This window comes from Streptomyces sp. NPDC014676, from assembly GCF_043084105.1.
In the GTDB taxonomy this organism is placed as follows: Bacteria; Actinomycetota; Actinomycetes; order Streptomycetales; family Streptomycetaceae; genus Streptomyces.
On the sequence record NZ_JBIBZI010000003.1, the window covers coordinates 39,960 to 65,992 of the forward strand.

Consider the following 26,033-nt stretch of genomic DNA (forward strand, 5'->3'; position numbering starts at 1 on the left):
CGGGGGGGGGGGGACTCCGCGGGCGTAACTCCCGCCCCCCCCAACACACCACCCCGGCGGTGGGGGGGCCGGGGGGGTCCTGCCCGGGGCCCCCCACCACGAGGCCGGCCAGCGCGGGTCCGCCGATCGCGCCCGCCTGCCAGCGCAGGGCGTTCAGCGCGGCCGCGGCGGCGAGCTGGTCGTGCGGGACGATCCGGGCCAGCAGCGAGTCCAGGGCGGGGCGCTGGAGTCCCGCGAGTGCCGCGACCCCGGCCGCCACCACGTACAGCGGCCACAGCATGGGGTGCGGCAGCAGCGCGTTCAGCAGCAGGACGACGGCCAGCAGTCCCAGTCCCGCCTCGGTGAGCACGATGACCTTGCGCCGGTCCACCGCGTCCGCGAGTGCCCCGCCGTACAGGCCGAAGACCACCAGCGGCACCAGTTCGACGGCGCCCATCGCGCCCACCGCGAGCGGTGAGCCGGTCAGTTCCTTGATCTGGAGCGGCAGTGCGATCAGCGCCATCACGCTGCCGAGGTAGGTGACCAGGCCCTGCGCCCACAGGAGGCGGAAGTCGCGGGAGGAGCGCCAGGGCGCGAGGTCGGGCAGTACCGCGGTGAGCTTCTTGAGCATGGTTCAGCGGCTCCCGACCGCGTGTTGCGGCGACACGGCCGTGTCGTCGGCGTCCGTGGCCGCCGAGTGGTGGCGTCCGATCGGCAGGACGAGGGGCTTGCCCGAGACCGGGTCCTCGATGACGCGGCTCTCCATGCCGTACACGGCCCGGACGGTGTCCTCGGTCATCACTTCCTCGGGTGTTCCGGCGGCGTGCAGTCGCCCGGACGCCAGGGCTATCAGCCGATCAGCGTAGCGGGCGGCCAGATTGAGGTCGTGCAGGACCATGACGATCGTGGTGCCGCGGGTCCGGTTCAGGTCGGTCAGCAGGTCGAGGACCTCGATCTGGTGGCTGACGTCGAGGAACGTGGTGGGCTCGTCGAGCAGCAGCAGGTCGGTCTGCTGGGCCAGCGCCATCGCGATCCACACGCGCTGGCGCTGGCCGCCGGAGAGTTCGTCGACGGACCGCTCCACCAGTTCCGTCGTCCGGGTCGCCTCCAGCGCGGCGGCGACCGCGGCGTCGTCCTGGGCCGTCCAGCGGGAGAAGGCCCGCTGGTGGGGGTGGCGGCCCCGGCCGACCAGGTCGAGGACCGTGATGCCCTCGGGCGTGACCGGTGACTGCGGCAACAGGCCGAGGGTGCGGGCGAGTTCCTTGGCGGGGGTGCGGTGGACCTCCTTGCCGTCCAGGACGACCCGGCCGGTGCGCGGGACCAGCAGCCGGGACATCGAGCGCAGCAGCGTCGACTTGCCGCAGGCGTTGGCGCCGACGATCACCGTGATCCTCCCGGCCGCGAGGGTCAGGTCCAGGCCCTCGATGACGGCGCGGTCGCCGTAGCCGAGCGTGAGGTCCTCGGTGGCGAGGGTGTGGGACGCGGTCACAGTGAGCCTCCGGCCCGGTTGGTGCGGACGATCAGGTAGACAAGGTAGGGCGCGCCGAGGACGCCGGTGACGACGCCCACCGGGTAGCGGGTGTCGAAGGCGTACTGGCCGGTGAAGTCGGCGACCAGGACGAGCAGGGAGCCGACCAGGCCGGCCGGGACCAGCAGGGAGCCGCCGGTTCCGGTGAGCCGGGCGGCGATCGGACCGGAGAGGAACGCGACGAAGGCGATCGGTCCGGCCGCCGCCGTGGCGAACGCGATCAGTCCGACGGCGGCGACGATCACGGTGACGCGGGTGCGTTCGACGCGGACGCCGAGCGCGGAGGCCGTGTCGTCGCCCAGGCTCAGCGCGCTCAGGTTGCGGCCCTGGAACAGCAGCACCGGGCCGAGTACCAGCACGGCCAGGACGGTGGGCACGGTCTCCTCCCAGGTGGTGCCGTTGAGGCTGCCGGTGAGCCAGCGCATCGCCGCCTGGAGGTCCCACTCACCGGCCCGCGACAGGACGTAGGAGGTGACGCTGTCGAGGAGGGCGGCGATGCCGATGCCGATCAGGATGAGCCGGGTGCCGGCGACCCCGTCGCGGAACGCCAGGACGTACACCAGCAGCGCCACCCCGAGCGCGGCGGTGATGGCCAGCGCGGACACCTGGGTCTCGCTCAGCGAGAAGGTGACGATGGCGATGGCCGCCGCCGCGCTCGCCCCCGCGCTGATGCCGATGACGTCGGGGCTGGCGAGCGGGTTGCGGAGCATCGTCTGGAAGGTGACGCCGGCCATGCCGAAGCTGAACCCGGCGGTCAGGGCGAGCACCGCGCGCGGCAGCCGCAGCGTGCCGACGGTGAAGGAGGCGCCCGGCACCTGCTCGCCCATGACGACGCGCAGCACGTCGGAGGCCGGGTAGAAGGTGTGCCCGGCCATGAGCGTGGTGCCGAAGGCGGCGACGACGAGGACCAGCAGGGCGCAGACGATCAGCCGTCGCCGGTACGCGCGGCGGACCCGGGCCCGGGTGACCGTGCGCGGTGTGGGCGGGGCGGTGACGACGGGGGCGCTCACAGGGATCTGACCTTCTGCCGGCGGACGATGTGGATGAAGAAGGGGGCGCCGACGAACGCGGTCACGATGCCCACCTCGATCTCGGACGGCCGGGCCACGACCCGCCCCACCACGTCGGCGACCGTCAGCAGGACGGCGCCGCCCAGCGCGGAGAACGGCAGCAGCCAGCGGTGGTCCACGCCCACCAGCAGCCGGCAGGCGTGCGGTACGACGAGTCCGACGAAGGCGATCGGGCCGGCGACGGCGGTGGACGCGCCGCACAGCACGACCGCGCCGAGCGCGGCGCCCGCCCGCACGAGGGCCACCCGCTCGCCGAGTCCGGCGGCCAGCTCGTCGCCCAGGGCGAGGGAGTTGAGGGCACGGGCGGAGGCCAGGCAGACGACGAAGCCGGCCGCGAGGAACGGCAGGACGCTGCCGAGCTGCGCGTGGGTGGCGCCGCCGACGCCGCCGATCTGCCACAGCCGGAAGGTGTCGGAGATGTCGTTGCGCGGCAGGACGACGGCGCTGACCAGGGAGGCGAGCGCGGCCGCGATGGCGGCACCGGCGAGGGCCAGCTTCAGCGGGGTGGCGCCGCCCCGGCCCAGCGAGCCGACGGCGTACACGAATCCGGCGGTCACGGCCGCCCCGGTCATCGCCGCCCAGATGTACCCGGACACCGACGCGAGGCCGAAGTAGGCGATGCCGGTGACCACGGCGAGCGAGGCGCCCATGTTGACGCCGAGGATGCCGGGGTCGGCCAGCGGGTTGCGGGTGACGCCCTGCATGACCGCGCCGGAGAGGCCCAGGGCGGCGCCCACCGTGACGGCGAGGAGGGTGCGCGGTACGCGGTTGGCGACCGCGGCCTCCTCCAGGGTGCCCTCCGCTCCGCCGAGCGCCGCCCACACGTCGGCCCAGGCGACGTCGCGGGAGCCGAGGGCGAGGGAGGCGGTCATGGCGGCGAACAGGACCGCGGCGACGACGAGGAGCCAGATGAAGCGCACCCGCGCCGGACGCCGCAGCGGGGCGGTGTCCGGCGCGGGCGGGGTCTCGGTGACGGTCACGCGGCCTTGTCCACCTTGTCCGCGGCCTCGGCGAGCGCCTTCACGTAGTCCTCCAGGACGTACGGGATGGCCAGCGGGGTCGGGTTGGCGGCGGTGGCCAGCGGGGTGCTGCCGGGCAGCAGGTAGAGGGAGTCCCGCTTCACGGCGGCCAGCTTGGAGGTGAGCGGGTCCTTCTTGAGGGCCTTCAGCAGTTCGCCCTTGTCGTCCCCGTAGCCGGTGATGACGTCGACGTCGTTGAAGTCGTCGATGTGCTCGGCGCTCTTGGTGAGGACGAACTTCTTGGTCGACTCGGACGGCCCGGAGACGCTGGCGGGGATCTCCATGCCGAGGTCGGTGAAGAACTGCGTGCGGGTGTCGTGGGTGGTGTAGAAGCCGACCTGGCTGACGTTCTTGGACGACACGTGCGTCATGAACATCGCCGTCTTCCCCTTCAGCCGGGGGTACTTCGCGGCGGTCTTCTCGATCTGCCCCTCGAGGTCGGCGATCAGGTCGTCGCCCTCGTCGGCCAGTCCGATGGCCTTGCTGTTGAAGCGGATGATGTCGCGCCACGGGGTCGCCCAGGCGGCCTCGGGGTAGGCCACGACGGGGGCGATCCGGCTGAGGGTCTCGTAGTCCTGCTCGGTCAGTCCGGAGTACGAGGCGAGGATGACGTCCGGCTCGGTGTCGGCGACGGCCTCGAAGTCGATGCCGTCGGTCTCGTCGAACAGGACGGGTGTCCTGGCGTCGAGCTCCTTCAGCCGCTTCTCGGTCCAGGGCAGTACGCCGTCCCCGTCGTCGTCACCGAAGTTGGCCTTGGCCATGCCCACGGGGACGACGCCGAGGGCGAGCGGTACCTCGTCGTTGGCCCAGTTCACGGTGGCGACGCGCTTCGGCTTGTCGGGGATGACCGTGGTGCCGAGGGCGTGCTCGATCGTCACCGGGAACTGGCCGGAGCCCTTGGCGTCGGCACCGGCGGCGCCGCTGTCGTCGTCGGTGTCGCCGGACTCGCCGCCGCAGGCGGTGAGTCCGAACAGGAGGGCCGCCGCGAGGGCGAGCGCACGAAGGCGTGGGGTTCTCATCGACCGTGTTCCACTTTCGGTCCGGGGTGCCGGAGCTCGCACGTCCGGGCCGGGGACCGTGGGTCGTGGAGCGGGGCACCAGACTCGCTACAGCAAGTTAGGTAAGGCTTGCCTGAACAGCGTATGGAGTGGGGGCGCGTCGATCAATCGAGCCTTTTCGACATCCCTTGTAGCGATCGGGACACGGAACAGTGTGGGCTCCCGGTGCGACGGACCCCTCAGCGCGCCCGGAACCTGCCGGGGGTCATGCCGGTCGTCCGCCGGAAGGCCGCCCCGAAGGCGCTCGCCGAGCGGTAGCCGACCGCGTCGGCCACCACGTCGACCTCGAAGCCGAGGGACAGCAGGTGCACGGCGTGCTGGGCCCGCACCGAGGCGACCCAGCGGGCGAAGCTCGTGCCCGTCTCGCTCTGGAACGCGCGGGTGATCGTACGGGCGCTGCACCCGAGGGCGGCGGCCCAGCCGGTCAGGGTGCGCTGGTCGGAGGGGTCGGCCCGGACGGCGTCCACGATGGGCCGCAGCAACGCGGAGGTGGGCAACTGCACCAGCAGCGCCCGGGACGACGGGCACAGCACGTCGAGCACCATCGCCTCGGCCACGGCCCTGGAGTGCGGCGGCAGGCCGGGCTCTTCGAGCCGTTCCAGGAGCAGCCGGAGCAGCGGGGTGATCTCCACGGCCACCGGCTCGTCGGGCAGCGCCGACCGTGTGCCGTGCCGGAAGAAGTGGGCGCGGTAGGAGGTTCCGGCGACCGCGGAGGCGGAGTGCAGCTGCCCCGCCGGCATCCACAGGCCCAGTGTCGGCGTGATGCACCACACCTGGGACCCGACCACGGCGGTGGAGGTGCCGTACTCGTTCCAGAGGAGTTCGTGCCAGGGGTGCGAGTGTTCGTTCCACGTCGTGTCGGCGGCGACGACCTCCTCGTACCCCTGGATCACGAAGGGCACGTCCCCCTCGCCGGCGGCGAGTGCCGGCAGGTCCCTGATGACACGCATGCCGCTCAGGCTAACCGGCACCCGTCCCGCGCCGAGCGCCGGTCAGGACGTGAGGCCGGCCACGAAGGCCCTGGTCAGCGCGGTCGGGGCGGTGATGGCGGTGCCCACGACGACGCTGTGCGCGCCCGCCGCCAACGCCTCTGCGGCCTGCTCCGGGGTCGCGATGCGGCCCTCGGCGATCACCGGGACGGGGATCGCGGCGGCGAGGTCGGCGACGAGGGCGAGGTCGGGAGCGGTCCGGTGGGGGGATCCCGGCACGTATCCGGAGAGGGTCGTGCCCACGAAGTCGGCGCCCTGCGCGGCGGCTTCACGGCCCTCGTCGAAGGCCGACACGTCGGCCATGACCAGGGCGCCCGCCTCGTGGACGGCCTCGACGAGCTCACCGAAGGTGCTGCCGTCGGGGCGGGGGCGTGAGGTGGCGTCGGCCGCGACGACCTCGGCCCCGGCGTCCACCAGGGCGAGGGCGTGGCGCACGGTCGGGGTGATGAACACGCCGCTGTCGCCGTCCTTCCACAGGCCGATCACCGGGAGGTCGACGGCCGCGACGGTGGCCGCGACGACCTCCGGGTCGTTGACCCGGACGGCCGCCGCGCCGCCGGCCCTCGCCGCGAGGGTCATGCGGACCAGGGTGTCGGTGTGCCGCATCGGGTCGCCGGGCGGGGCCTGGCAGGACACGATCAGTCGGCCCTTCAGGGCATCGGCCAGGGGTGGGGTCATCGCAAGGCTCCGGTGGTGGTGCGGGGGTGGTGCAGGGGCAGGGTGCGGGTCAGCGCGGCGGCCCCCAGGACCGCGGCGTCGGGGCCACCCCGTGGCGGTACGGGACGCAACCCGCGCAGGGGGGCCATGAGTTCGGCGGTGAACGCCGCGTTCAGGGCGTCCAGGTAGAGGGCGCCGATGCGGGGCACCCCGCCGCCGACGACCACGCGGTCGGCGCCCAGGGTGTTGGCGAGGCCGCCCAGGGCGCGGCCGGCGGCCTCGGCGCCGAGCACGATGGCCGCGGTGGCGTGCGGTTCGCCCTCGGCGGCGCGGGCGGCCACCGTCTCCAGGCGGGCGGCCGGGAGTCCGCTCATCCGCGTGTAGTGGGCGGTGATGCCGGGGCCCGCCGCGATCGCCTCCAGGTGTCCGGTGGCACCGCAGGTGCAGGGCAGCCCCTCGGCCTCGGGGCTCGGCAGGTGCCCGAGGTGCCCGGCGATCCCGGCCGCCCCGTGCAGCATGCGTCCGTCCACGGCGACGGCGCCGCCCACGCCGGTTCCCACGGCGGCGTAGATCATCGTGACCCCTTGCCCGTGAGGTGCGGGCAGTTCCGTCGCCGCCGCCGCGCGTACGTCGTTGTCGCAGGCGACCGGGAGGCCGGTGCGGCCGGCGAGGCCGGCGGCCAGAGCGGTGCCGGCCCAGCCGCGGATCGTGTCGGTCGCGCTGGTGACGGTTCCGGTGACGGGGTCGATGACTCCCGCGGCGGCGACGCCGATCGCCGTGGCGCCCGGTGCCCACACCGCGCGGACCTCCTTGGCCAGCGCGTCGAGCACCGCCTCCGCCCCCTCGGTCGCCGGGGTGGGCAGGGAGTGCCGGGTCAGGACGGTGCCGTCGCCCGCGACGAGGGCGGCGGCGATCTTCGTGCCGCCCAGGTCGAGGCCGATCACCGGGGCGTCGTCCGGATGCCGTGCCGTCATCGGACCGGGAGCAGGCCGGCGCCGCGCAGCCGCTCCTCGACGAGGGCGACCGCCGCGTCGCCGAGCTGGATCTGCGGGGCGGCGGTGGTGCCCTCGGCGAACACCCCGAGCAGGCGCAGCGCGTGCTTGAAGGCGCCGATGGCGGAGGAGTTGCGGCCCATCTCGCTCTCCGGTCCCGCGTCGACCATGCCGAACAGCTCGACGAGCCGCTCCTGTTCCTTGACGGCGCCGTCGAAGTCGCCGCCGCGGACGGCGTCGTAGAGGCGTACGTACCCGGCGGGGTCCACGTTGCCGAGGCCGGGCACGACGCCGTCGGCGCCGGCCAGCAGGGCGGCGTCCACGGTGAGTTCGGAGCCGGTGAGGATGCTGAAGGCGGGGGCGGGGCCGTCGGCGCGGCCGTGGCGTCCGCCGAGTTCGACGATGAGCCGGCGCAGGCCGCCCTCGTCGCCGCTGCTGTCCTTGAGACCGGTGAGCGTGCCGTCCTCGGCGAGTTCGCGGACCAGGGCGACGGAGAGCTTGCTGTGCACGGAGACCGGGAGGTCGTAGGCGTACAGCGGCAGGTCGACGCGGGAGCGGACGGTGCGGAAGTGGCGGGCGATCTCGCGCGGGTGGGTCCGGGCGTAGAAGGGCGCGGTCGCGACCAGGGCGTCGGCCCCGGCCTCGCGGGCGGCCTCCGCGTGGACGAGGACGCGGGGCGTGGTCATGTCGATGACCCCGGCGAGTACGGGGACACGGCCGGCGACGGCCTCGACGACCGTCCGCAGCGCCACCTCCCGCTGCCGGTCGGTGAGGAAGGCGACCTCGCTGCTGGAGCCCAGGGCGAACAGCCCGTGCACTCCCCCGCTCACGAGGTGCTCCACGTGCCGGGTGAGCGAGACGGTGTCGACCTCTCCGGACGCGTCCAGGGGGGTGCAGACGGGCGGGACGACGCCGCGCAGGGGCTGGGACGGGGACATGGGTGTTTCTCCTGGTCTTGCGAGTGGTGGTACGGGGTGGGACGGGCCGCCCGGCTCCGGGGTGCCGGCGCCGGGCGGCCGGTGGCCGGCTACGGCGCGGTGACGGTGAACGTCGTGTCGCCGTAGGAGTGCTGCCGGCCGCGGACTTCGTACTCCGCGGTGGCCTTCACGCTGCCCGCGGCCGTGCCCGCGGGGACGGTGACGGGGATCTTCATGTTGGCGCCCTGACCGGGGTTGAGCGCGGGCACGGCCACCTCCGGGGCGCTCCAGCCGGCCGGCAGGGCGAGGGAGACCGTTCCGCCGGGGAGGGTGACGTCGTTCTGGCTGACGACGCGGACGGTGACGGTGGTGGTCTGCCCGGCGGGCAGGGAGGAGGGCGGGGTGACGGTGACCGGCGCGCAGATTCCGCCGAGCCATTGCAGGTCGAAGGAGGAGTAGGTGATGTGCTGGTAGTCGGCGCGCTCCCAGAGCAGGCCCACCCGGGGGTTGGAGGCGGTGCCGTCGCTGAGCGGGGTGAGCGTCGAGTAGGCGGCCGAGCCGGACTCGACGGTCTTGCGCACCGGCCAGTTCCGCCCGTTGTCGCAGGAGAGCCGGACGGTGAGGTTGCTGCGGCTGCCGGTGGTCGCCGTGTTGCTGAACATCAGCCACTGCGCCCGCGGATGCGAGGCGGCCACGTCCGGGGCGAAGCGCGCGATGGAGCCGTTGTTGGCGGGGTCGGGCAGTTCGGTGTCCTGCTGGAAGGAGGTGTAGGTGACGCCGCCGTCGGTGGAGTACGCGACCGTGCGGTACGGCTTGGAGCGGTTGTTGAGCATGACGCGGCCGTCGGAGAGTTCGACGGTCTTGTTCTCGTCCCCGCCGGGGCCGACCGGGGTGCCCATCCTCCAGGTGGCGCCGTGGTCGTCACTGTAGGCGCTGACCGCGTAGTTGGCACCGTTGTCGCGGATGGCGTACTGCTGGATCAGGCGGCCCTTGTAGGTGCCGTGCCGCAGCTGGATGCCCTCGCCGGAGGCCGCGAACATGCCGGCCCAGGCCGGGTTCTTGATCTCGGCGGTGATCCGCTCGTGCTTCCAGGTCAGGCCGTCGTCGTCGGAGTAGCTGTAGTCGGCCTGGAGGACGTTCGGGTCGCTCTCGTCGTTGCCGGTGGCCGAGCCGAAGAAGCCCTGGTTCACGGAGGCCGCGTAGAAGACGAAGACGCGGCCGGTCTCCCGGTCGACGAGGAGGCTGGGGTCGCCGAAGCCCTTGGGCGCGGCCTCCTTGCGCACGACCTGCTGGGCCTGCCAGGTGGCACCGCCGTCGGTGCTGCGGCGCAGCACCACGCCCAGGTTGCCGGGCAGGTCGGCGAGGGTGGGGCGGGCGTCGTAGGCCGCGAGCAGCGTGCCCTTGGTCGTCCTGGTCAGCGCGGGGATGCGGTAGTACGGGGAGCCGGTGCCGGCGGTGGCGATGTCCTGCGAGGTGAGGGTGGCTGCCGCGGAGGCGGTCTGCTGGTCGGCGGTGTGCGCGGCGGGGGTGCCGGCGGCCAGGAGGGCCAGGGTGGCGACCGCGGTGACGGTGGCGAGGGTGACTCTACGCTGCATGAACGGGCCTCTTCTCAGGTGAGGAATCAGGCGAGTCGGGGGCGTGCAGGGTGGAGGTACTGGGGTCGTCCAGGGGACGGGGGGTGGCGAACAGCTCCCGTACCCAGGCGAGTTGCTCGCGCCGGTGGTGGCCGGCGCCGCCCTCGTGGCCGTTGAACTCGTAGACCCGCAGGTCCTTGGCGCCGCCGTAGCGGTGGTAGGCGGCGAAGCAGGTGGAGGGCGGGCAGATCTCGTCCATCATGGCGATGGAGAACAGCGACGGGGCCGTGGCGCGGGAGGCCAGCAGGGCCGCGTCGACGTAGGAGAGGGTGGTGAAGACGGTCTCGGCGCGGTCGCGGTACAGGCTCAGGTACTCCGCGATCTCGGTGTAGGGCGGCGCGCCGGCGATCAGTGCCCCGCGGCGGATGTCGCACAGGAACGGGGTGTCGGGCATGACGCCGGCCAGGCCCGGGACGAGCCCCGCGACGGCGAGCGAGATGCCGCCGCCCTGGCTGTGTCCGGTCACGACGACCCGGTCGGGGTCGACGGCCGGGTGTTCGCGGGCGGCCTCGACGAAGCGCACGGCGTCGGTGTACACGCGCCGGTAGTAGTGGTGGTCCGGGCTGTCCACGCCCCGCGTGAGGAAGCCGGGGACGTCGCCGTTCAGGGAGACCGTGTCGGGGGTGTCGCCCCCGGCGGTGGACCAGCCCTGGCCGCGGGTGTCCATGATGAAGTGCGCGTAGCCGGCGTTCGCCCAGAGCACCTGCTCGTGCGGCAGGCCTCGTCCGCGTCCGTAGCCGAGGAACTCCACGACGCAGCCGAGCGGGCCGTCGGCCCCGGCGGGCAGGTGCAGCCAGCCCCGCACGGGCTCGCCCGCGAAGCCGGGCACGGTCACGTCGTAGGTCGTGACCTGGGTCAGGCCCGTGTCCACGGGCGTGAAGCGGGGGGCCGTGCCGGCCGTTCGGGCCGTTCGGGCCGTTCGCAGGGTCCGGTCCCAGAACGCGTCGAGGTCGGCGGGTTCGTCGAGGTCGGGCCTGAGGGCGAGGCACTCGGCGAGGGTGAGGTCCGTCAGTGGCATGGAGAGGGCCCCGGTGGGTGAGGCGTGCGCGCGGCGCAGCGCGGTGAAATGAGACGTGAGAGCAGACGTCTGATGTCTGTTGTCCTGGGACCCTAGAGATCCGGAAGACGGCCGTCAAGTACTCCGCACGGCTCCCACGACGACCGGACGCCCCCGCACGACACGGCGGAGGCGGCCCCGCTCCGGGACCGCCTCCGCCGTGTGCGGAACCGGGTCAGCGGCGGGCGCGAGCCTCCGCGATCCGCTTCCGCACCGGGGCGTAGTGCTCCGTCAGCGCGGTCGCGAACTCGGCGGGATCGCGGTCCCGCACGGCGTCCACGATGCGCTGGTGGTTGGCGATGGTGGCCGCCTCGTGCTCGTGCGTGAAGACGTCGAGGTGTGGCGCGACGATGACGTAGACGTCCCAGAACGCCGTGGAGAGCTGCCCGATGAGGTCGTTGCCGAGCGGGGCGACGAGCAGCGTGTGGAAGGCGCGGTCCGCCTCGACGAAGCCGTTCCCCTCCCCGGCGCCCGCCTTGCGCATCTCGTCGACGAGCGCCTCGAGGCGGTCGATCTGCTCGTCGCTGAGGGACCGTACGAGCCGTTCCGCCATGCCGCGCTCGAACAGCTCGCGCACCTCGATGAGGTCGCTCATCACCTGGAAGTCGTCGTCGGGGCTGAGCAGACCGCGGAAGGCCAGGCTCTCCACCAGGGCGGACAGGCTCAGCCGGCCGACATACGTGCCGTGCCCGTGCCGCACCTCGACTATGTCGAGCGCGGTGAGGATCCGGATGGCCTCCCGCACGCTGGAGCGGCTGGCGCCGAGCGCCTCGCACAGGGCGGGCTCGGTCGGCAGCGGATCCCCGGGGCGTAGCTGGTTGCGCAGAATGTACGACTTGATGCCGTCCACGACCTCCTGTCGCAACGGTTGTCGTGCCGTCTTGGGCTCCGGTACCGCACCCCGAATCGCCCTTTGTCCCACCGCCACCTCTTGACCCCTCTCCCTTGCCCGACTACGTTCCCACGCTATCAAGCATCAGACATCAGACGTCTGATGCGTCCTCGACGGGATACGTTCGCGCCAGCCCGTCGTACAGAATCAGCCATTCCGCTTCCTCGCCCGTCTTGACTCCCCGCCAGGAGGATTCCTTGTCCCCGCGCAGCGCAGCCGGCGTCGACCGCCGCACCTTCATGAGATACACCAGCACCCTCGGTGTGGCGACCGCGATCACCGCGGGCCTGTCCGCCTGCGGCGGTCCGGGCAGCACCGGTGACGACTCGGGCGGCTCCGGCGGCAGCACCGACACCATCGAAGCCGGGCTCTCCTACCCCCTCTCCACGGGCTTCGACCCCATGATCACCTCCGGCGCCACCCCGTACGCCGCCAACATGCACATCTTCGAGGGCCTGGTGGACCTCGACCCGGCCACGCTCGTCGCCCGGCCGACGCTGGCCACCGAGATGCCGAAGAAGATCAACGCGACCACCTACCGGGCCACCCTGCGCGAGGGGGCCACCTTCCACGACGGTTCGGCGGTCACGGCGGACGACGTGGTGTTCAGCTTCGAGCGGGTCCTCGACCCGAAGAACGCCTCGCTGATGGCGCAGTTCGTGCCCTTCATCGACCAGGTGAAGGCGGTCGACGCCTCGACGGTCGAGTTCAAGCTGAAGCACGCCTTCGCGCTCTTCCCCTCGCGCATATCCGTGGTGCGGATCGTGCCGAAGAAGATCGCCGGTGCCGACGCCAAGGCCTTCGACGCCAAGCCGGTCGGCTCGGGTCCGTACCGCTTCGTGTCGGCGACCCGCGAGGACAAGATCGTCATGGAGGCCTACGACACGTACAACGGCCCCCACCCGGCCAAGGCCAAGAAGATGGTCTGGCACCTGATGTCCGACCCGTCGGCCCGGGTCAGCGCCCTCAAGTCCGGCCGGGTGCAGGCCATCGAGGACGTGCCCTACATCGACATCGAGGGCTTCACGGGCAAGGACAAGGTGGAGTCCGTCCAGTCCTTCGGCCTGCTCTTCCTGATGTTCAACTGCAAGGACGAGCGCTTCGCCGACAAGCGGGTGCGCCAGGCCCTGCACTACGCGCTCGACACCGAGAAGATCATCTCCACCGCCCTGCTGGGCAATGCCGAGCCGGCCACCGGATACGTGCCCGCCACGCACCCCGACCACCAGAAGGCCGCCACCGTCTACACGCACGACCTGGCCAAGGCCAAGAAGCTGCTCAAGGAGGCGGGCGCGGAGAAGCTCTCCTTCACGCTGCTGCTCACGGACACCGGCTGGGTCAAGGACATCGCGCCGCTGATCAAGGAGAGCTGGGCCGCGGCCGGCATCGACGCCAAGCTGGACATCGCCCAGTCCCCCGCCCAGTACGCCAAGGTCGACAAGGGTGACTTCGAGGCGCTGGCCGCGCCGGGCGACCCCTCCGTCTTCGGCAACGACGCCGACCTGCTGCTGCGCTGGTTCTACTACGGCTTCTGGCCGGAGAACCGCTACGGCTGGACCGGCAGCCCCGCCTACAAGCAGGTCAAGTCGCTGCTGGACAAGGCCGCTTCGGAGGCCGACGCGGAAAAGCGCAAGCAACTGTGGGCGCAGGTCACCGATCTGGTCGCCGAGGAGGCGGCCCTGTACCCGGTGCTGCACCGCAAGCTGCCCACCGCCTGGAAGGACGGAGCGCTGCCGGGCTTCGAGCCGCTGCCCACGACCGGCCTGTCCTTCGTCGACGTCGGCCGCGCCTGAGCCCCGTCCGCACAGGCCGTCGGGCCGCCGCCGCGCCACCTGGGCGGCGGCCCGGCCCCAACCCCTAGGAACCTCACGATGGTTGCATTCCTCCGGCTCGCGCTGCGCCGCGTCGCGATGATGCCGGTGATGGTGCTCGGCATCGCGCTGCTGGTCTTCGTGGTGCTGCAGTTCTCACCGGTCGACCCCGCGTACAACGCGCTCGGGGACAGCGCGAGCCCCGAGGCACGTGCTGCGTTCGCCGAGGCGCACGGTCTCGACGACCCGCTGCCGGTGCGCTACTTCGCCTTCCTGGCCGATCTGGTGCAGGGCGACCTCGGTGTCACCGTGCCGCCCAGTCAGCCCGTCGCCGACCGGATCGCCACCGCGTTCCCGCTCACCCTGCAACTGACGCTGCTCGGCCTCGCGCTGGCCGTCGTACTGGCCCTGGTCCTCGGTGTCACCAGCGCCATGTACCGGGACCGCTGGCCCGACCAGGTGTTCCGGGTGCTGTCGATGGCCGGCATCGCGCTGCCCTCGTTCTGGCTCGGTGTGCTGCTCATCCAGCAGTTCGCGCTGAACATGCCGCTGTTCCCGACGGGCGGTTACGTCAATCCCGCCGACTCCCTCGGCGGCTGGCTGGAGAGCATGACCCTGCCCGCGGTCGCCCTCGCCCTGCCGGTCGCCTCCTCGCTGGCCCGGCTGATCCGCACCGCGATGGTCACCGAACTCGACCGCGACTACGTGCGCACCGCCCGGGGCAGCGGTCTGCCGCCGTTCCTGATCGTCCGGTCGGTGCTGCGCAACGCCCTGGTCACCCCGCTGACCGTGCTCGGCGTCAAGGTCGGCTACATGCTCAGCGGCGCCGTCGTCATCGAGGCGATCTTCGACCTGCCCGGCATGGGCAAGCTGATCCTCGAAGGCGTCAACGGAGGCGACGTCGGGCTGGTCCAGGGCACCGTGCTCACCATCGCCATCGCCTTCCTCGTGGTCAACGTCGTCGTCGACCTGCTCTACCTGCTCGTCAACCCGCGCATCAGGACGGTGTGATGTTCGCCCCACGCTCCCTCGCAGAGCGGCTCCGGCCCGGCACCCGCCTGCGCCGCCTGCCCGTGCCCTCCCGCATCGCCCTCGGGATCCTCCTCGTCGTCGTGCTGGGCGCGGTCTTCGCGCCGCTGCTCACCCAGGACCCGCTCGCCACCGGCACCCCCGCCCTGCCGCCGGACGCCGACCACTGGTTCGGCACCGACCGGGCCGGCCGCGACGTGTTCGCGCGGGTCGTGCACGGTGCGCGCTACTCCCTCGTGATCGGCCTCGGCGCGACGCTGCTCGCGCTGGTCATCGGCTCGTTCCTCGGCGCCCTGGCGGCCACCTCGCGCAAGCTCGCCGACGAGTCGGTGATGCGCACGCTCGACGTCGTCATGTCGTTCCCGCCGATCGCCCTGGCCGCCGTCCTCGTCGCCGTGTTCGGCCCCAGCGTCCCGGTCATCATCTTCACCATCGCCTTCGTCTACTCGCCCTCGCTCGCCCGCGTCGTACGGGCCAACGTGCTGGAGCAGTACGGCGAGGACTACGTCGCCGCCGAACAGGTCATCGGCGCCCGCCGCCACTACATCGTGGCCCGGCACGTCGCCCTCAACTGCGCGGCGCCGGTCCTGGTGTTCGCGACCGTCATGGTGGCCGACTCGATCATCTTCGAGGCGAGCCTGTCCTTCATCGGCGCCGGTGTGCAGGACCCCGACCCGAGCTGGGGCAGTGTGCTGGCGTACGGCCGGCAGATCCTGCTCTCGGGCGGCTGGTGGGCCACCCTCTTCCCCGGTCTGTGCCTGCTGGTCACGGTGCTCGCGCTGAACGTCCTGTCCGAGGGCATGACGGACGCCGCCGCCTCCCCGGACAAGGCCCGTGCCGACGGCGACGACTCCGGCGAGAAGGCCGCCACCACCGAGGCCGCGCCCGCCGTCGACCAGGCCGAGGTGGACACCGCGCTCGCCCGTCTCGCCACCCGCCTGGAAGCCATGGAGCCCGCGGTCCCGCCGCTGGCCGAGGACGCCCCCGACCTGCTCGTCGTACGCGATCTGTCGATCCGCTTCCCCGACCGCTACGGCGACATCCGCGTCGTCGACGGCATCTCCTTCGCCGTCCGCGAGGGCGAGACCCTCGGGCTGGTCGGCGAGTCGGGCTGCGGCAAGTCCATCACCAGCCTCGCGATCATGGGCCTGCTGGCCCGCAACGCCGAGGCCGAGGGCGAGATCCTCTACCGGGGCCGCGACCTGCTGAAGCTGTCGCCGAAGGAACGCCGGGCGCTCATGGGCCCGGAGATCGCGATGGTCTACCAGGACGCCATGTCGTCCCTCAACCCGTCGGTGCTGATCGGCACCCAGCTGGGGCGGCTCACCTCGCGCGGCGGCACCCGTACCCCCGCCGAACTGCTGGAACTGGTCGGCCTCTCCCCCGAGCGCACCCTGCGCAGCTACCCGCACGAACTCTCCGGCGGCCAGCGCCAGCGCGTGCTCATCGCCATGGCGCTCTCCCGCAGTCCACGACTGCTGATCGCCGACGAGCCGACGACCGCGCTCGACGTGACCGTGCAGGCGCAGGTCGTGGAGCTGCTGGTGAAGCTGCGTGACGAGCTCGGCTTCGCCATGGTCCTCGTCTCGCACGACCTGGCCCTGGTCGGCGACCTCGCCCACCGGGTCGCGGTGATGTACGCCGGTCAGGTCGCCGAGGCCGGCGACACCCGCTCCCTGCTGACCGACCCGGCCCACCACTACAGCCGGGGCCTGCTCGGCTCCGTGGTCTCGCTGGAGGCGGGCGCGGAGCGGCTGCACCAGATCCGCGGTGTGGTGCCCGCGCCCAAGGCGTTCGGCGCCGGCTGCCGGTTCGCCTCCCGCTGCGCCGCCGCCACCGGGCTGTGCGCCACCACCCCGCCGCCCGCCGCCGACCGCGACGGTGCGCCGGACCACCTGTTCGCCTGCCACCACCCGGCGCCCGTGCGCCCGTCGGCCAAGTCGCTGGAGGGTGCCCGATGACCGCCCCGAAGGACACCACGATGGACCCGCTGGACACCACGACGGAACCGCTGGATCCCACGACGGACCCGCCGGCCACCACGACGGAACCGCTCGTCCGGCTCGACCGCATCCACGTCCGGCACAAGGCGCGCAGCGGCGGCATCCTGCGCCGGGACGCCGTGCACGCCCTGACCGACGCCTCCCTGGAGGTCCGGCGCGGCGAGATCCTCGGCCTGGTCGGCGAGTCGGGCTGCGGCAAGTCCACCCTGGCCCGGGTGGTCACCGGGCTCCAGCGCCCGACCGAGGGCCAGGTGTACTTCAAGGGCCGGGACCTGTGGAAGATGCCCGCCTCGGAACGCCGTACCCGCTTCGGGGCAAGCGTCGGCGTGGTCTTCCAGGACCCGTCCACCGCCCTGAACCCACGCCTGCCCGTACGCCGCATCCTGCGCGACCCGCTGGACGTGCACGACCGCGGCACCCGGGCCGAGCGCGAGCGGCGCGTCGAGGAACTCCTGGACCTGGTCGGCCTGCCCGGACACACCCTGGGCGCGCTGCCCGGCCAGCTCTCCGGCGGGCAGCGCCAGCGCGTGGCGATCGCCCGCGCGCTGGCCCTGGAGCCCGAGCTGATCGTCGCCGACGAGCCCACCAGCGCCCTGGACGTGTCGGTGCGCGCCCAGATCCTCAACCTCCTGGTGGACCTGCGCTCCCGGCTCGGCCTCGGCATGGTCTTCATCTCGCACGACGTGCAGACCGTGCGCTACCTGGCCGACCGCATCGCGGTGCTGTACCTGGGCCGGGTGGTGGAGGAGGGCCGGGCCGCCCAGGTCTCGGGCGACTCCCGCCACCCGTACACCGAGGCCCTGCTGTCGGCCACGCCCAGCCTGCTGGAGCGTCCCGAGCGGATCGTGCTGCACGGCCCGGTGCCCTCGGCGACCAACCCGCCCTCCGGCTGCCCGTTCCGCACCCGCTGCTGGAAGGCGGACGACGCGTGCGCCACCGTGTTCCCGGCCGCCTCCGACGGCGCGGACGGACACCGCTGGCACTGTGTGCACCCGCAGCCGGGAGACGAGGCCGCCGTGGTGTCCGCCGCCACCGGGGCCGCCTGACCTCCCACCGGCCGGGGCGGGGAACATCCCCGCCCCGGCCGGTGTTGGCGCCCACGGCAACAGGGAAAGGCGGAGCCGTGCACGGTGAGTACAAGGTTCCCGGCGGCAAGCTGGTCGTCGTGGACGTGGACGTGGAGGACGGCGTGCTGCGCCGCGCACGGGTGGCGGGCGACTTCTTCCTCGAACCCGACGAGGCGCTGGACGCCGTGAACCGCGCCCTGGACGGCACCCCCGCCGACACCGACGCCGCCGGCCTGGCCGCGCGGATCGACGCGGCCCTCCCCGAGGACACCGTGATGTACGGGCTCACCTCGGAGGGCGTCGGCATCGCGGTGCGCCGCGCGCTCGCGCACGCCACCGACTGGACCGACTACGACTGGCAGGTGATCCACGAGGGCCCGCAGCCGCCCGCGCTGCACATGGCGCTGGACGAGGTGCTGACCACGGAGGTCGCCGCGGGCCGGCGCCCGCCGACGCTGCGGGTGTGGGAGTGGGGCGCCCCGGCGGTGATCATCGGCAGCTTCCAGTCGCTGCGCAACGAGGTCGACCCCGAGGGCGCCCGGCGGCACGGCATCGAGGTGGTGCGCCGGATCTCCGGCGGCGGCGCGATGTTCGTGGAACCCGGCAACACCATCACGTACTCGCTGTCGGTGCCGGAGGCACTGGTGCAGGGGCTGTCGTTCCAGGACAGCTACGCCTACCTCGACGACTGGGTGCTGGGCGCGCTCGGCGAGATGGGGATCCGGGCCTGGTACCAGCCGCTGAACGACATCGCCACCGACCAGGGCAAGATCGCGGGCGCCGCGCAGAAGCGGATCGTGGGCCCGGACGGCGGCCCCGGCGCGGTGCTGCACCACGTGACGATGGCGTACGACATCGACGCCGACAAGATGCTCGACGTGCTGCGCATCGGCCGGGAGAAGCTGTCCGACAAGGGCACCAGGAGCGCGAAGAAGCGGGTGGACCCGCTGCGCCGGCAGACCGGCCTGCCGCGCGAGGCCGTCATCGAGCGGATGATCGACTCGTTCCGCGCCCGGTACGGGTCGGCGGACGACAAGGTGACGGACGAGGAGCTGGCCCTCGCGGAGGAACTGGCACGGACGAAGTTCACCGCGCCGGACTGGACCGCCCGCGTACCCTGAGGCGCGCAAATCACCTCTTCGCGGGGGGAATTGAGGCAAGACGGCACCTTCGGCGGTACGTACCTGTCACCGCCCCTGCACGGAGCGAGTTGACCCTTCCCGCGCCACAGGAACGCGTGTGACACTGGCGTCCCGTCCGCTGTGCGGACCCCCTTCCGCACCGTCCCCCACGAAGAGTGCGCCGTGCGTTCCTTTCCTCTGCCGATCGCCCTGACCGCGCGCCTGTCCCCGGTGATCGTCCTCGCCGCGGCCGGCTGGGCGCTGTCCTCCGGTTCGCCGGCCGCGCCGGAAGCCGCGGACAAGCCGACCGGGAAGACGAAGACCCAGTCCGCGTCCGCCCCTTCGCAGACGCAGGTGGCGAAGACGTACGCCGCCGCGCCGGCGCCGTGCGGCAGCATCGCCGAGAAGAGCGTCAAGTCCCTTGTACCGGGCGCCAAGACGGCCGGCAAGGAGATCCGGTCCACGGACTCGAAGCTGCGCCGCACCTGTTCCTGGAACGCGCTCAAGGGTTACGAGTACCGCTGGCTCGACGTCTCCTTCGAGGTGCTGGAGTCGGACGAGGCGGCGGAGCGGTCGTACCAGGGGCGGCTGGAGGACAAGAGCGGCGGGGGCGCGGTCCCCGGGCTCGGGGACGCGGCGTACTCCGTCGTGAACCTCACCACCGAGGACAAGCAGCAGACACGCGAGGGCGTGGTGGTGGCCCGCGCCTCCAACGCGCTGGTGATCGTGACGTACAACGGCAGCGACTTCGAGTCGAAGAAGGCGCCGGGCACGGACGAGATCAACAAGGGTGCCATCAAGGCCGCGAAAGAGGCGGTGGCGGCCCTGGAGAAGAACCGGAATTGATGGTTCCGTGACATCTGTCACACGAGTCGACGATCTGTTCGGGTCGCTTAGTAGGATTCCCTCTGGGGACATAGGTGACTTGTCCGTCTTGCCGTGATTGTGGAACGGACTTCGGCGGGTGGTGATCCGGTGGGAAGCCGAGCACCATGCCTTCTTCGCCATGCGGGGGTTTCTGACGGGGCGACAGGCGCTCCGCCGGACCCCTGGCGGGCAGGTCGGCACGCTCTTCCGCCCGCCGCAAGACCCCTACCGGTCTACGAAGCGCGGTAGGAGAAGAGCCCTTTGCGCCCGGCGCCGGGACGTCCCAAGAATGACCAGCCTCCGGACAGCAGGGGTGAGGTCACGCATGGGAAAGCATCGTCATCAGAGGCAGTACCGGCGGACGGTCGTCGCGGCGGTCGCCGTAGGAGTCATAGGCATACCCTCGGTCGCCATGGCCTGCACGGACTGGCCCGACGAGGGACAGCGGCAGGACCAGGACACGGCGGCGGCCGAGGCCGAGGACAGGGGCGACCCCGGCTGGTACAGCCGGTGGAGCAGCCAACAGCACGGTGAGCCGACGGCCCTGCCGTCGGGCACGCCGACCGCCACCGCGAGCGCCTCGAAGCCCGGTACACCGAAGGACAGCGACGCGAAGCCGTCGCACAAGCCGACGACGAAGGCTCCCGGGGCGGCCGCCTCCAAGCCCGCTTCCAAGCCCACCACCCAGCCCACGACCGCGGCTCCGAAGCCCACCACCGCCGCTCCGAAGCCCACCACGGCCGCTCCGAAGCCCAGCACGGCTTCCCCGAAGCCCACCACGGCCGCTCCGAAGCCCACGACCGCGGCTCCGAAGCCCGCCGCCCCGGCCCCCGAGCCCGCCGGTGCCTCCGGTGCCGTCGCCAAGGTCGTGGAGCTCGTCAACGCCGAGCGCGGCAAGGTCGGTTGCTCCCCCGTGAAGGTGAACGCCACCCTCACCAAGGCCGCGCAGGACCACAGCAAGGACATGGCGGCGAGCGGCAGCATGTCGCACACCGGGTCGGACGGCTCCTCCCCCGGCGACCGCATCACCCGCGCCGGTTACAGCTGGAGCACCTACGGCGAGAACGTCGCCTACGGCTACTCCACCCCGGAGCAGGTGATGACCGGCTGGATGAACAGCCCCGGCCACAAGGAGAACATCCTGAACTGCGCGTTCAAGGAGATCGGTGTCGGTCTCGCCCAGCCGGGCTCCTACTGGACCCAGGACTTCGGCACCGCCCGCTAGTCTTCTGAGTCAGGAATTCTGTTCAGATATGCGGCGAGGCGTTCGAGGATCTCGTCTGCGGTCTTCGTCCAGACGTAAGGCTTGGGATCGGTGTTCCACGCGGCGATCCAGGCTCGGATGTCCTTCTCCAGCGCCTGGACACTCTTGTGGACGCCTCGCCGTATCTGCTTGTTCGTCAGCTCGGCGAACCACCGCTCGACCAGGTTGAGCCAGGATGATCCGGTGGGCGTGAAGTGCAGGTGGAAGCGTGGGTGGGCCGGCAGCCAGGTCTTGATGGCCGGGGTCTTGTGGGTGGCGTGGTCGTCCAGCACCAGGTGGACGTCCAGGCCCGCCGGTATCTCCTGGTCGAGTTCGACCAGGAACTTCTTGAACTCCTCGGCCCGGTGCCGGCGGTGCGGAGAGCCGATCACCTTCCCCGTGGCGACGTCCAGGGCGGCGAACAAGGTGGTGGTGCCGGCGCGCACGTAGTCATGGGTGATCCGCTGCGGGACGCCGGGCATCATCGGCAGCACCGGCTGGGAACGGTCCAGGGCCTGGATCTGGGACTTCTCGTCCACACAGAACACCAGCGCCCGCTCGGGCGGATCCAGATACAGACCGACCACATCGTGGACCTTGTCGACGAAGTACGGATCCGTCGACAGCAGAGACGTCTCGGTGCGGCTGCAGGCCGAAGGCCCACCAGATCCGCGCCACGGTCGACTGCGACAGGCCCATCTCCTTCGCCATCGCCCGCGTCGACCAGTGCGTGGCATTCTTCGGCGTCGACTCCAGCGTCCGCTTCACCACCGCGGCGACCTGCTCGTCGGTCACCGTCCTCGGGCCACCCGGGCGGGGCATGTCACCCAGGCCGGCGATCCGGTGCTCGACGAACCGCTTCCGCCAGCGGCCCGCCGCATGCGGCGTCGAACCGAGCCGGGCGGCCACGTCCCTGTTCGACGCGCCACTCGCGCAGGCCAGGATAATCCGGCACCGCAAAGCCCACGCCTGCGGAGTGGAACGGCGCCGTACCCATCCCTCCAGCCCAGCCCAGCCCGCCGCATCCGACAGGATCAACTCGGCCTTCGGCCGCCCAGTACGCGCCACCCCACAACCCTACACATTTGAACAGAATTCCTGACTCAGAAGACTAGGGCCCGGGGGATGTGTACGGACCGGGGTCGGGGCGGCTGGGGCGGCTGTCCCAGATAGGGGGATGGTCGTCTGCGGCAAGGAGGCTGTTGATGCGGCGGGCGAACTCGTGGCCGGGCAGCGGGAGCTCGATGTCGGGCTCACGGAGGTAGCCGGCCGTGACGGCTGTGGGGATGTAGGCCATGAGCTTGCTGACTCCGGCGGGCCGGGAGCGGACGGTCTGCTTGGCGAGGTGGCCAAGAAGGCGCATGAAGTGGGTGGTGGTTGTGCTGGTGATGCGGTGTTCTGCCGGGCGCAAGGTGCCACCGTCGTCGAACGCGGGAGGTTGGGGTGGAGGCTGGACGTCGCCGGTCTGCCGGTGCCAGAAGGCGGCGGTGTCCTCCTCCCCCAATGCCAGGTGGTGGAGGTAGAGGCAGTAGGCGGCGGCTGCTTGCCCGGCGCCGGCGGCGTACTGCCACCAGAAGCGGGCGCCTTCGTCCGTGTCGGTCAGCTGCAGGACACACGCGAGGACCAGGACGGCACGTGGTTCGGGGACTTGGTCGGTGACGAATTTGGCTACGGTGCCCGGTGGAGTGTGCGAGACGAGCGTTTCGCACAGAGTACGCAGGTCCTCAGCCGCCACATGGCGGCTGCCGCTCGGGGAGCTGTGAGCGGTGGGGTCGGCATCGGGTGCGGACGATGGGGCGGTTGAGTGGATGATGTCGCGCGGCAGGGTGCGCTCGCGGACGAGCATGGCTCTGGAGAGGAGTTCTTCGATGCCGGCCACGGGGTGTTCCCTTCGGTCGGGGGCGGCGGGCACAGGACGTTCTCCAGGAATATCGGGTGGCGTGACGTTCGTCTGAGCGGACGGCGGCCAGCGGCACGCCCAGGAGGGCGGAGACGGTCTCGGGCGGGCGATTCCACAGCCGGCGCAGCACCATGACATCGAGCTGGCTGTTGGGCAGGCGGCTCATGGCCGCGAACAGCTTCAGGCTCTCGGCGATCTGGTCCATGCGGTCGGCCCGCTCACGCCCACCGACCAGGCAGCCGTGCCCGACCTGTCGACACGACCGCTGACAGTGCTGCCGGAACCTCGATACTGTGCAAGTACCGCGAAGGGGGGATGGGCATGATGCGCAAGTTCTTGTTGTCGTTGTTCGGGGCTTCTCATGCACGCACCGACGCGGCCCTCCGGGCGGATGACGAGTCGAGCGATGACACACCCGGCCCCAGCGAGTCCGCGGCGACGAACGGATCATCCTCGCCAGATATAGCTACCGAGGACATGATCCTCGCACCGAACGGCATCCTCCTCCACGTCAGCCCGGCAGCGGCGAGAACCTTCGGCCGCGAGACAGAAGAGTTAGTCGGCACCGAACTGGGCATGCTCATCCACCCCGATGACATCGGCAGCGTCATCCATAAAGTCCGCCGCTTCCTTGCCGCCAGCGACACCGAGGAGCCCACGACCAGTATCGTGTTCCGCTCCAGGTCGGGCACCGGTGAGTGGCTCAACATAGAGTCGACGGTCAACCGCCACCGCAGTGGCCTCATCCTGAACAGCCGGGACGTGACCGAGCAGGTGCGGCTGCAGGCCCAGTTGCAGCACAACGCCGAGCACGACCAACTCACCGACTTGCCCAACCGTACCTTGTTCACCAAGCGCGTCAGCCAGGCTCTCGGTAGCCGCCGTGGCTCCGCTGTGCTCCTCATCGACCTCGATGGTTTCAAGGCCGTCAACGACACGATCGGGCACCAAGCCGGGGACCAACTGCTCGTCCAGGCCGCCCGCAGACTCCAGGAAGCGGTCCGGCACGGGGATACCGTGTCCCGGCTGGGCGGCAACGAGTTCGCGGCCCTGATCGTCGGAGACAACACCCGGGACCGCGCCGCCCGCGAACGGCACATCCTGGAGTTCGCCGACCGCCTCAGGGGGATGCTGTCGCAGCCGTACCTCATCGACGGCAACGATGTCCGGGTCAACGCCTCCATCGGCCTCGCCTTCGCCGAGCCGGACCTCGGCGCGGGCGAGCTGCTGCGCAATGCCGACCTCGCCATGTACCGCGCCAAGGCGGGCGGCAAGGGCCGCGTCGAGCTGTACAAGCCGCAGATGCAGCAGGACGCCGTACGCAAGGCGGAGCTGGCCACACGCCTGCGTGCCGCGCTGCACGCCGGCGAGTTCACGCTGCTACACCAGCCGGTGGTGTCTCTGGCGGACGGCCGGATCACATCGGTTGCCGCCCAGGCGCGTTGGCGGTCCTCGCAAGGGGTGCTGTTCACGCCCGCCGAGTTCCTGCGGGTGTCCGAGGACAGCGACAAGACCGCCGAGCTGGGCCGCTGGATACTGGAGAAGGCTGTCGAGCAGGCCGCCGAGCGCGCCGCGACCAGGCTCGCCGTACCCGTCGCCGTACAGATGACCGCGCGCCGGCTGCTGGACCAGTCAATGCCGCTCGGCTCGATCGAGGCGCTGCTGACCCGGCACGGGCTGCCGTCCGGGTCGCTGATCATCGAGCTGTCCGACGTCGACCCCCGCGTCGCGCTGGACGACTTGGAGCGCCGCCTGAGCGACCTGCGCAGACTCGGCGTCCGGGTCGCCCTGGACGGCAGCGGACACGCGACGATCACCGCACTGCGCAGACTCCCCGTCGACGTGCTCAAGCTCGACCGCAGTCTGGTCGAGGGCGTCGTCGACTCCGCCCGGCTGCACGCGATCACCAGCGGGCTGGTGCGGATCGCCACCGACCTCGGACTGCAGTCCGTGGCCGACGGCGTGGACCTGCCGGAACAGGTCGCGGCGCTGCGCGCGATGGGGTGCACGCACGGGCAGGGCATGGCCTTCTCCGGGCCGTTGGACGAGTACCGGCTACGCCGGGCGCTCAGTTCCGGCCACTATCCGGTACTGCACTCACCGGTCGAACCCGCTTCCGTGGGCGGCGACGTCCGGGGCGCCGCATCCAAGGGAAGCTCGTTCGCTGAACAGGGGTTTGTCGCGGGCGAGCTGCTGCGCGACTACGCGCCGCCTCTTCAAGACGAGGCCGCCGCGGTAGTCAGAGCAGCGGGTGAGATCGAGCACACCCTCGCTCGGCTCTTCGTACGTCTCGGACCGCCTCCCGAACCGACAGAACTCGAGTACACCCCAGCAGGAAGCGGTGACGGAGGCTCCCGGCAGTGAGTGTGGAAGAAAGCAGCAGTGCTCTGCCCCTCCCGCCAGATGATCCTGTCGTCTCGGCGGGGCTGGAGATCGCCATGAAGTGGGGTGCCGCCCTCGGCGGACCGGAGCAACTCAAGGTTGCCTTCGAAGCCCTGGAACCGCAACTGAAGCGGGAACACCAAATTCGGCTCAGGCAGCTGGACATGCAGCGGGAGGCGGCTGCACGCGCGGACGAGAAAGCCGAGGCAGCCGCGGAACGCGAGGTACGACTGGCGCGAGAGAAGCGTCAGCATGCGCTCTGGATGACCGGCTTGTATGTGGGCGCCGTGATCAGCGTGGCCATGCTCGGTGCTGGAATCTTCGTCGCCAAGGACGTGTGGTGGCTTGCGATCATGCTGTGCGGCCCCAGCTTGATAGCCATGGGCAAGCTGTACGTGCTGCGCCGCAGTGATGCCAAAGACATGCAAGCGGTGTCCCAGGGCGCCCGAAGCGCCACGAACGCCGCTGGCCAGGCGCAGCCTCCGCCCATTCCATGACAGGAAACGATGGACAACGGGAAGGCGGTGTCCCGGATCACCGAGAGCAGTGCTCATTCCTGTTGCGATGGAGGACGGGGCTCCTGCTCCGGCCGGGTGCGGGCAACGCTGTGGTAGCGGCATTCGGCACGTTCTCCCCGTTCTGGGAGGTCAGGAGGCCCTGATGTTCGACGACTCACCCTTGTCACCGATCACCGGAGTCCCGACGGCTCCGGCTGGGCGGTCCTCGCCGATCCCGAAGGCAACGAGTTCTGCGTTCTGCGCAGCGAGTCCGGCCGGGCCGCCATGACTTCCTGAGGCTGCGGTCATGGGCGTGCCCCT

The 26,033-nt window shown here is 71.5% G+C and carries 21 protein-coding genes and 3 pseudogenes; 10 read left to right on the plus strand and 14 right to left on the minus strand.

Annotated elements, in window-relative coordinates; translation table 11 throughout:
• The 12 genes from ACF1DX_RS08875 to ACF1DX_RS08930 form a co-directional block, all read right to left on the minus strand.
• The coding region (locus tag ACF1DX_RS08875) for an MFS transporter (RefSeq protein WP_391790509.1) at positions 1 to 610 on the minus strand (610 nt) is incomplete at its 3' end.
• A 3-nt stretch (positions 611 to 613) separates the two neighbouring features.
• The gene (locus ACF1DX_RS08880; RefSeq protein ID WP_391790510.1) at positions 614 to 1,468 is read right to left on the minus strand and encodes an ABC transporter ATP-binding protein; all 855 of its coding nucleotides are present in this window, start codon (positions 1,466 to 1,468) and stop codon (positions 614 to 616) included.
• Positions 1,465 to 2,517: a FecCD family ABC transporter permease gene (locus ACF1DX_RS08885; protein WP_391790511.1), complete on the minus strand. Its 1,053-nt coding sequence runs from the start codon at positions 2,515 to 2,517 to the stop codon at positions 1,465 to 1,467. Before ACF1DX_RS08885 ends, ACF1DX_RS08880 begins: the two co-directional genes overlap by 4 nt.
• Positions 2,514 to 3,557 carry a FecCD family ABC transporter permease gene (locus ACF1DX_RS08890; protein ID WP_391790512.1) on the minus strand — a complete coding sequence of 348 codons (1,044 nt, stop codon included), beginning with the start codon at positions 3,555 to 3,557 and terminating at the stop codon, positions 2,514 to 2,516. Before ACF1DX_RS08890 ends, ACF1DX_RS08885 begins: the two co-directional genes overlap by 4 nt.
• Complete coding sequence (locus ACF1DX_RS08895; protein WP_391790513.1) at positions 3,554 to 4,615, minus strand: iron-siderophore ABC transporter substrate-binding protein; 1,062 nt, start codon at positions 4,613 to 4,615, stop codon at positions 3,554 to 3,556. The genes ACF1DX_RS08890 and ACF1DX_RS08895 overlap by 4 nt, the downstream gene beginning before the upstream one ends.
• A gap of 218 nt (positions 4,616 to 4,833) precedes the next feature.
• Positions 4,834 to 5,604 (minus strand): AraC family transcriptional regulator, encoded by a 771-nt coding sequence (locus ACF1DX_RS08900; protein WP_391790514.1) that lies wholly within the window; start codon positions 5,602 to 5,604, stop codon positions 4,834 to 4,836.
• 42 nt (positions 5,605 to 5,646) lie between these two features.
• Positions 5,647 to 6,321, minus strand: coding sequence for an N-acetylmannosamine-6-phosphate 2-epimerase (locus tag ACF1DX_RS08905; protein WP_391790515.1), 675 nt, complete (start codon positions 6,319 to 6,321; stop codon positions 5,647 to 5,649).
• Entirely contained in the window at positions 6,318 to 7,274 is a 957-nt protein-coding gene (locus tag ACF1DX_RS08910) for an ROK family protein (RefSeq protein WP_391790516.1), read from the minus strand. Before ACF1DX_RS08910 ends, ACF1DX_RS08905 begins: the two co-directional genes overlap by 4 nt.
• Complete coding sequence (locus ACF1DX_RS08915; protein ID WP_391790517.1) at positions 7,271 to 8,230, minus strand: dihydrodipicolinate synthase family protein; 960 nt, start codon at positions 8,228 to 8,230, stop codon at positions 7,271 to 7,273. The genes ACF1DX_RS08910 and ACF1DX_RS08915 overlap by 4 nt, the downstream gene beginning before the upstream one ends.
• A gap of 89 nt (positions 8,231 to 8,319) precedes the next feature.
• On the minus strand, positions 8,320 to 9,804 hold the full coding sequence (locus ACF1DX_RS08920) for an exo-alpha-sialidase (protein WP_391790518.1): 1,485 nt from the start codon (positions 9,802 to 9,804) through the stop codon (positions 8,320 to 8,322).
• On the minus strand, positions 9,794 to 10,861 hold the full coding sequence (locus ACF1DX_RS08925) for an acetylxylan esterase (RefSeq protein ID WP_391790519.1): 1,068 nt from the start codon (positions 10,859 to 10,861) through the stop codon (positions 9,794 to 9,796). Before ACF1DX_RS08925 ends, ACF1DX_RS08920 begins: the two co-directional genes overlap by 11 nt.
• A 214-nt stretch (positions 10,862 to 11,075) precedes the next feature.
• Positions 11,076 to 11,828: a FadR/GntR family transcriptional regulator gene (locus ACF1DX_RS08930; RefSeq protein ID WP_391790520.1), complete on the minus strand. Its 753-nt coding sequence runs from the start codon at positions 11,826 to 11,828 to the stop codon at positions 11,076 to 11,078.
• Positions 11,829 to 12,031: 203 nt separating this feature from the next.
• On the opposite strand from ACF1DX_RS08930, the gene ACF1DX_RS08935 reads away from it, so the two are divergent.
• The 7 genes from ACF1DX_RS08935 (at position 12,032) to ACF1DX_RS08965 (ending at position 20,915) form a co-directional block, all read left to right on the plus strand.
• Positions 12,032 to 13,585 carry an ABC transporter substrate-binding protein gene (locus tag ACF1DX_RS08935; protein ID WP_391791171.1) on the plus strand — a complete coding sequence of 518 codons (1,554 nt, stop codon included), beginning with the start codon at positions 12,032 to 12,034 and terminating at the stop codon, positions 13,583 to 13,585.
• 78 nt (positions 13,586 to 13,663) lie between these two features.
• Positions 13,664 to 14,614 carry an ABC transporter permease gene (locus ACF1DX_RS08940; RefSeq protein ID WP_391790521.1) on the plus strand — a complete coding sequence of 317 codons (951 nt, stop codon included), beginning with the start codon at positions 13,664 to 13,666 and terminating at the stop codon, positions 14,612 to 14,614.
• Entirely contained in the window at positions 14,614 to 16,593 is a 1,980-nt protein-coding gene (locus tag ACF1DX_RS08945; protein ID WP_391790522.1) for a dipeptide/oligopeptide/nickel ABC transporter permease/ATP-binding protein, read from the plus strand. Before ACF1DX_RS08940 ends, ACF1DX_RS08945 begins: the two co-directional genes overlap by 1 nt.
• Positions 16,594 to 16,613: 20 nt before the next feature.
• Entirely contained in the window at positions 16,614 to 17,681 is a 1,068-nt protein-coding gene (locus ACF1DX_RS08950; protein WP_391791172.1) for an oligopeptide/dipeptide ABC transporter ATP-binding protein, read from the plus strand.
• A 77-nt stretch (positions 17,682 to 17,758) separates the two neighbouring features.
• Positions 17,759 to 18,823 (plus strand): biotin/lipoate A/B protein ligase family protein, encoded by a 1,065-nt coding sequence (locus tag ACF1DX_RS08955; protein ID WP_391790523.1) that lies wholly within the window; start codon positions 17,759 to 17,761, stop codon positions 18,821 to 18,823.
• Between the two features lie 183 nt (positions 18,824 to 19,006).
• Positions 19,007 to 19,669, plus strand: coding sequence for a hypothetical protein (locus ACF1DX_RS08960; protein WP_391790524.1), 663 nt, complete (start codon positions 19,007 to 19,009; stop codon positions 19,667 to 19,669).
• Between the two features lie 346 nt (positions 19,670 to 20,015).
• Positions 20,016 to 20,915, plus strand: coding sequence for a CAP domain-containing protein (locus ACF1DX_RS08965; RefSeq protein WP_391790525.1), 900 nt, complete (start codon positions 20,016 to 20,018; stop codon positions 20,913 to 20,915).
• Here the strand turns inward: ACF1DX_RS08965 and ACF1DX_RS08970 are convergent.
• Positions 20,912 to 22,001: pseudogene (locus ACF1DX_RS08970) on the minus strand (IS630 family transposase). The gene ACF1DX_RS08965 and the pseudogene ACF1DX_RS08970 overlap by 4 nt on opposite strands.
• A 43-nt stretch (positions 22,002 to 22,044) precedes the next feature.
• Entirely contained in the window at positions 22,045 to 22,812 is a 768-nt protein-coding gene (locus ACF1DX_RS08975) for a hypothetical protein (protein ID WP_391790526.1), read from the minus strand.
• Between the two features lie 498 nt (positions 22,813 to 23,310).
• Here ACF1DX_RS08975 and ACF1DX_RS08980 point away from each other — a divergent pair.
• The 3 genes and pseudogenes from ACF1DX_RS08980 to ACF1DX_RS08990 all read left to right on the plus strand — a co-directional run.
• Positions 23,311 to 25,197: pseudogene (locus ACF1DX_RS08980) on the plus strand (putative bifunctional diguanylate cyclase/phosphodiesterase); the annotation flags it as partial.
• Positions 25,194 to 25,712, plus strand: a complete 519-nt coding sequence (locus ACF1DX_RS08985; RefSeq protein WP_391790527.1) for a hypothetical protein — start codon at positions 25,194 to 25,196, stop codon at positions 25,710 to 25,712. The pseudogene ACF1DX_RS08980 and the gene ACF1DX_RS08985, both read left to right, overlap by 4 nt.
• A 174-nt stretch (positions 25,713 to 25,886) precedes the next feature.
• Positions 25,887 to 26,009, plus strand: a pseudogene (locus tag ACF1DX_RS08990) (VOC family protein); the annotation flags it as partial.
• Positions 26,010 to 26,033 lie beyond the last annotated feature (24 nt).

Excerpts from the sequence above, each read along its gene's own strand:
- ACF1DX_RS08895 (WP_391790513.1), bottom strand. The coding sequence starts at position 4,615 with ATGAGAACCCCACGCCTTCGTGCGCTCGCCCTCGCGGCGGCCCTCCTG.
- ACF1DX_RS08900 (WP_391790514.1), bottom strand. The coding sequence starts at position 5,604 with ATGCGTGTCATCAGGGACCTGCCGGCACTCGCCGCCGGCGAGGGGGAC.
- ACF1DX_RS08905 (WP_391790515.1), bottom strand. The coding sequence starts at position 6,321 with ATGACCCCACCCCTGGCCGATGCCCTGAAGGGCCGACTGATCGTGTCC.
- ACF1DX_RS08910 (WP_391790516.1), bottom strand. The coding sequence starts at position 7,274 with ATGACGGCACGGCATCCGGACGACGCCCCGGTGATCGGCCTCGACCTG.
- ACF1DX_RS08915 (WP_391790517.1), bottom strand. The coding sequence starts at position 8,230 with ATGTCCCCGTCCCAGCCCCTGCGCGGCGTCGTCCCGCCCGTCTGCACC.
- ACF1DX_RS08920 (WP_391790518.1), bottom strand. The coding sequence starts at position 9,804 with ATGCAGCGTAGAGTCACCCTCGCCACCGTCACCGCGGTCGCCACCCTG.
- ACF1DX_RS08925 (WP_391790519.1), bottom strand. The coding sequence starts at position 10,861 with ATGCCACTGACGGACCTCACCCTCGCCGAGTGCCTCGCCCTCAGGCCC.
- ACF1DX_RS08935 (WP_391791171.1), top strand. The coding sequence starts at position 12,032 with ATGAGATACACCAGCACCCTCGGTGTGGCGACCGCGATCACCGCGGGC.
- ACF1DX_RS08940 (WP_391790521.1), top strand. The coding sequence starts at position 13,664 with ATGGTTGCATTCCTCCGGCTCGCGCTGCGCCGCGTCGCGATGATGCCG.
- ACF1DX_RS08945 (WP_391790522.1), top strand. The coding sequence starts at position 14,614 with ATGTTCGCCCCACGCTCCCTCGCAGAGCGGCTCCGGCCCGGCACCCGC.
- ACF1DX_RS08950 (WP_391791172.1), top strand. The coding sequence starts at position 16,614 with ATGGACCCGCTGGACACCACGACGGAACCGCTGGATCCCACGACGGAC.
- ACF1DX_RS08965 (WP_391790525.1), top strand. The coding sequence starts at position 20,016 with ATGGGAAAGCATCGTCATCAGAGGCAGTACCGGCGGACGGTCGTCGCG.